General features: G+C 56.9%; 4 protein-coding genes. All 4 read right to left on the bottom strand.

Going from position 1 to position 4,844, the window contains the following annotated elements; genetic code table 11:
- Positions 1-156: 156 nt before the first annotated feature.
- The gene (locus X771_RS1000000167785) at positions 157-1,386 is read right to left on the bottom strand and encodes an acetyl-CoA carboxylase biotin carboxylase subunit family protein (RefSeq protein ID WP_084566864.1); all 1,230 of its coding nucleotides are present in this window, start codon (positions 1,384-1,386) and stop codon (positions 157-159) included.
- Positions 1,387-1,448: 62 nt separating this feature from the next.
- Positions 1,449-2,507, bottom strand: coding sequence for a cysteine synthase family protein (locus X771_RS135790; protein ID WP_084566863.1), 1,059 nt, complete (start codon positions 2,505-2,507; stop codon positions 1,449-1,451).
- A complete protein-coding gene (locus X771_RS135795; protein ID WP_023690699.1) occupies positions 2,494-3,852 on the bottom strand; it encodes a hypothetical protein in 1,359 nt (452 codons plus the stop codon). The genes X771_RS135790 and X771_RS135795 overlap by 14 nt, the downstream gene beginning before the upstream one ends.
- 10 nt (positions 3,853-3,862) lie before the next feature.
- A complete protein-coding gene (locus X771_RS135800; protein ID WP_050587517.1) occupies positions 3,863-4,276 on the bottom strand; it encodes a ParB N-terminal domain-containing protein in 414 nt (137 codons plus the stop codon).
- Positions 4,277-4,844: the final 568 nt, after the last annotated feature.

The raw sequence follows: 4,844 nt of genomic DNA, 5'->3' as shown, positions 1-4,844 counted from the left end.
CTGGGCGAGTTCATAGAAGTTCATTCAGCCGCCTTGATTGCATCAAAGGCCGACTGCTCACTTTTTTCGAGAACCTTCAAAAGGCTTACGAGGCCTGCCGGAAGCTCCTCGCCAACCCATCAATCGAAATGAGGAGGTGTGCCCGCTGGCATTTTTCTATTCGTCACGGGTCGGAAATGGTGTGATCGACCAATCGATCAAGTCGACGGCACGCTGAAGTATCGCCTCGATCTGAGTAACGCTGGGTGAAGCGGCGATGACATGTCCGATCCAGTCTCGGTCATCGCCTTTCCTGACGATCGGCATCTTGGGTTCAACATACAGTTTGACTTCGGCGACACCTGGTACAGCAGCTGCTTGCCTGCCGCCGTCGATCCACTCAAGGGTGCCATCGCGATCAGGAACCAGGGACCAGGCAGCCGCAGTGTGCGAATGCCTTCTGCGCAAATCGCATTCGTCGCCGATGACAAGCTTGATATGCTCGGTGATGAGATCAACACCATAGGCCAGATGAACCAATTGAGGATCGGGCGTGCCAGCAAGACGCGGATTGACTTCAATGACGACCGGGCCACGCGTCGTCCACCGGAGTTCAATGTTCGTTGGCCCCCAACCAAGGCCGAGAGCTCGCAAACAGCTCAGCGAAACATCGACGATGCGCTCATGCTCGTCATCAGTTAGCGTGGCTGGAAAGGTGAATCCACGATAGACGAAATGCGGTAGGGGGTCGAAGTCAGCGGCGGCAATCCCGATGACCTCATTTCCCATTGTATGGGCGGTATATTGAGGGCCCTGTGCAAATTCTTCGACCAGTATCCTCGGCAGAGACCGCCATATGTGCTTCCCGCTCAACAGATAGGCCGTGTGTTCGGCTAGCTCATCGACGGTGCGGCACAATCGGACACCGCTGCTGCCTCTGCCTACGGTTGGCTTGAGAACCACCGGCAGGCCGATCTCCGCAGCAGCGCGTTCAACGTCCGTCGCATCCGCTGCCACGCGATAAGCAGGTACCGAAACGCCTGCCCCCGCGAGGAGCTCACGTTGAGTGAATTTGTCGCAGCATCGTTCAATGGATGCGGGGTTCGGTCCCGGCAGATTGAAATGCCGGCAAAGCTTGCCAGCTGTCGCGTAGAATGGTTCCCAGGGGCTCGTAATGCCAGCAATGTCATAGCTCGCAAGCAGCCGGCAACATTCGCGGATCAGCGCGTCCAGATTGTCTGTGTCGAGACGGATTGCCTCATTCCTTTCTGCCGCGAGATACTCGTACTGAGTTGGACCAGCCGACAGGGTAATTGGATGAAGGCCAAGACGCTGGGCCGCCTGGACAAACAACAGACCATTACCCGTTGAATCGCCTTCAATCAGAATGAGTGCTCTTTTTGCCATTGGTTAATACCCTGACGGTGCGTGCTATGTGGCGGTTTTCGAGGACATCAGCATCAGCTTGTTCAGCCGTGCCCTGACCTCAGACTCTTGGTACGCGTACCATTGTCCTCAGCGGGCGGCGGCTGCGGCACAGCCGGTGCACTCGCGAAAAGCTCCGTAAATTCCGCCTCAACGTCAATTAAGTGAATATCGTGACTCGACAGCCAGTCCTGATTGAAGATTGTGTCCAGGTACTTTGTGCCGCTGTCGCAGGCTAGGGTCACGATGCGCGATCCAACCGGCGCTTCACGGGCCACGCTGAGGGCCTCGTAGATCGCCCCGCCAGTCGAGCCCCCGACGAGCAGTCCGTGCCACCGCGCCAGATAGCGGCAAATCGAAAAGGCATTGTCGTCGCTTACTTTCCGACCCCAATCTATCGCGTCGTAATCGATCACCATGCCCACATTGGCCCCTTCGGGTGTACCGGTGCCCGATTGATGGTAGCACCCGCCCTGACCGCCAAAGATGATACTTCCGACAGGCTCCACGCCAATCACTTGGACTTCGGGTATATGCAGCCGCAGTTCACGCGCGGTCCCGCAAAGTGACCCCCCCGTACCGATGGCCGACACGAAATGCGTAATTGTGGGTCCGAGATCATCTAGCAATTCAGCTGCCAGTCCCATGTAACCAGCGGCGTTGGCGGGGTTGTTGTGCTGCTCTGTCCAGTTAGAGCCATCTTCGATGGCAATTCGGCGGGCCTCCTCGTCACGCTGGTCGGTGGCCAGGGCACCATCGCCGCTACCAACGACTCGGACGTTGCTGCCGAATGCACGAACAGTAAGGATTTTATCTAAACTTGCATGGGAGTCCATGAGAGTGGTAAATTCGAGTCTGCGGACAGCGGAGATCATGGCCAACGCGCTAGCCGTATTCCCTGAGGAGGATTCGACAATTCTGACAGCGGCTTCATCTAGCGTGATAGGCAGGCTGTCGACCATGCTCAAGGCCATGCGATCCTTCATCGAGCCAGTAGGATTGAACATTTCTAACTTGATATACAGGCCGACCTCACCGCACCGCAAAGGAATGTGCAGCATGGGCGTGCGTCCAATAGTTTCAAGAATGCTATTGACGATCATTGGGGGCAATCCCCTCTTTGCTAGGGGTTTCGTCGGCAAAGATCTTCCACCCGCGCGGACGCCGGACCGCAGCTATCTTTTCGGGTAACGGAATTTGGTGGAATGAACTCTCATTCGAATCCATTTGGTAACCGGCGGTATTGGCGAAGACGACAAGATCACCCCGGGCGATGCCTCCCTCGATTGTCAGGCCGCGCCAGCGGATGACATCGGCTTCAAGACAGCTGCGCCCGACCAGAAAATAGCTTGCATCGTGTCGCGGCACCTCGCGTTTTTCTCGCCACACGACCACCGGAGACGGCACGAAATCAGCGCCAAACCAGGTTTCGGAGAGCGAAAACGACATACCATCAAGCACTACCCCGAATCGACGGTCTCCAAGGTCCTTGACATCGATCACGTCGAAGGCGCTGATCCCGCACTGGTCTAGAAGCGAGCGACCAGGCTGCAGATGGATCGGTAGCCGGTGACGGTGGAGGAAGTCTCGATCTCGCGGGTCGGCTAGAGCGGCCTGGATCACTGCAGCCGCGTGCTGGGCTCCAGAAAGCTCCGGAACGTAAGGATAGTTGCCGGGTTTTGCTAGGTTGCCCCAATGGTCGCCACGACCGTATGCAACCGGGTCGAACCTCTGAAGGTAGCGCATGGGATAGCCACCACCGATGTCGATTCCGCCGGGCGTCAGGCTTCTAGCACAGAGACGCCGTAGGAAGGCGATGCAGAAGCGCAATTGTTCTGCCCGCGTCTGAACCTGGTAGTCGTTGATATGAAATGACACGCCAACCCGCTCCACCTTGGTCTTTTCAAGCAGCGTCAGACACGCCACCAGCTGATCCTCGGTCATTCCAAAGCGCGAGCCGGGCTCAGTTATTGGACGAGCCCGAAGGAACAGACGTCCAATACCCACGCCATCCGCCAGCGCGAGAACGCGTTTCAGTTCTTCGATACAGTCGATATGGATGGCCACCTTATGGCGGATGCAAAGATTGATTTCGTAATCGGACTTCGCCGGCCCCGTCATCGACATGCGTTCCGCTGGAACTAGGTTCATGAAGGCCGAAGCCATCTCGTGGGCAGAAGAGACGTCGGCGCCAGCGCCAACCAGTGCGAATGCGCGCAGGAGCGAAGCAGACTTACAGGCCTTCAACGCGAACTGGACCTGACAATCGCCATAGACGGTCCGCAACTCGTTCAGCCATTGGAGGTAGTTTTTGGTGGCTTGGTCTGGATACACCACATGCAGCGGCGACCCGAAACCATCGACCCAAGCGGCCAGTTCGGATCGGCTATTGAGTAATTCGAGCGTCCAATCGTCGAGTAGCGGCTCCGGTTCGTCAGAAAAGATCATTGATCGTTCCTCACCTCAGGTCGTCAAGATCGATTGAGCAGCACGGCAGAGCAATCCGTGACTTGTGGTTTGTCGTCTTGAAGCCCATCAGGTCGCCGGATAGGCCGGCCTGGATGATACTTTCCACGTCAACGGGACCGGGCTTGGACCAGTAGGTCACGTGCAAGTTTGGATCATCATAGGAAAGCAAGACGCATGGAGCAGACAAGAGACCGAGCTCCCTGGCACAGAAAAGGCGATGATGACCATCCATGATCACGGAATGGCGATATTCGACAAAGATCGGCCGGGTCCACCGCCCCTTTTCGGCGATCATCTTTGCTAGCGTCCGAGCACGTTCAATGTTGATTTTCTCGGATGGTCGGAGCTGGCTGACGGGCAGCTTGACGACGGTGTAGTTTGAGTTGAGTTGTGCGGACGGCAAGGCTTTCTCCTCAGTCCGTGATGCGTTTGCGGATGTCCGTGCATGTGCCGTGCCAAACGAAAATCGTTTCTGAACAACACGATAGCTTTAAGGCTACATGCCGCATATCCAACAAGCCTGTCTGAAAGTCGCCATAGTAGTGGAGCGGGTTGAGCGGAGGGCGTCGCCGTCGTTGATTTCATGGAGGGAAAACGACTCAGGGGAGAAGTTGAGAAGACGCTGGCGGTAGGCGCGCGAGGGGAAGGAGAGTCTGGTTGCAGCGTCCTTTGAGCCCGGCGTGACGGCGCCAGAGGTCACGTGATCGGCGGGTATTCACGTCAGCCAGCTCTTCCGATGCGCAAGGACCTGTGCGAGCAGGCCAATGCCGGTCCTTCGCAAATTGGTCCCGGTGCGACCGCGATGTGAATACAGGAGCGGTAGTGTGCTGAGAGTTCTGCAAATTCGCTGAGAGAGGGCGGTCATGGCAGGCTGGTGAGGTTCAACGTCACCGATTCCCTGGAAGGAACGCCACCATGACCAAGACTGAAGTTAAGACCGCCAGCGCTGCCGTCAAAGACATTTTGCTTTC

The organism is Mesorhizobium sp. LSJC269B00 (assembly GCF_000502815.1).
GTDB lineage: Bacteria > Pseudomonadota > Alphaproteobacteria > Rhizobiales > Rhizobiaceae > Mesorhizobium.
Note: the sequence above shows the minus strand (reverse complement) of the source record. Positions and strands in the feature narration are given on the sequence as shown.

Excerpts from the sequence above, each read along its gene's own strand:
- X771_RS1000000167785 (WP_084566864.1), bottom strand. The coding sequence starts at position 1,386 with ATGGCAAAAAGAGCACTCATTCTGATTGAAGGCGATTCAACGGGTAAT.
- X771_RS135790 (WP_084566863.1), bottom strand. The coding sequence starts at position 2,507 with ATGATCGTCAATAGCATTCTTGAAACTATTGGACGCACGCCCATGCTG.
- X771_RS135795 (WP_023690699.1), bottom strand. The coding sequence starts at position 3,852 with ATGATCTTTTCTGACGAACCGGAGCCGCTACTCGACGATTGGACGCTC.